This window comes from Halalkalibacter flavus, assembly GCF_036663575.1.
Lineage (GTDB): Bacteria > Bacillota > Bacilli > Bacillales > Bacillaceae_D > Halalkalibacter > Halalkalibacter flavus.
This window is the reverse complement of the sequence record NZ_JAWRVK010000374.1, coordinates 1-244: the sequence shown is the minus strand read 5'-3', so window position 1 is coordinate 244 and position 244 is coordinate 1. Positions and strand designations below refer to the sequence as shown.

1 other RNA gene is annotated in these 244 nt (G+C 65.6%); it reads right to left on the bottom strand.

From position 1 onward, the window contains the following. Positions 1 to 219: RNase P RNA component class A (rnpB, locus tag SAY88_RS25520), an RNA gene on the bottom strand; the annotation flags it as partial. Positions 220 to 244: the final 25 nt, after the last annotated feature.

Genomic DNA, 244 nt, shown 5'->3' with positions numbered 1-244 from the left:
TTTACCATGCCACCGCCGTTACCGGCGGCGCGGTGCGCTCTTACCGCACCCTTTCACCCTTGCCCCCAGGCCGAAGCGTGGAGGCGGTTTGCTTTCTGTGGCACTTTCCCTAGGGTCGCCCCCGCCGGGCGTGACCCGGCACCGTGTTTCCGTGGAGCCCGGACTTTCCTCCCCCCAGCTCGCCAAAGCGCACCGGAAGGCGGCCATCCGGCCATCTGGCAATTTTTAGGTAAGCCCGAAAACC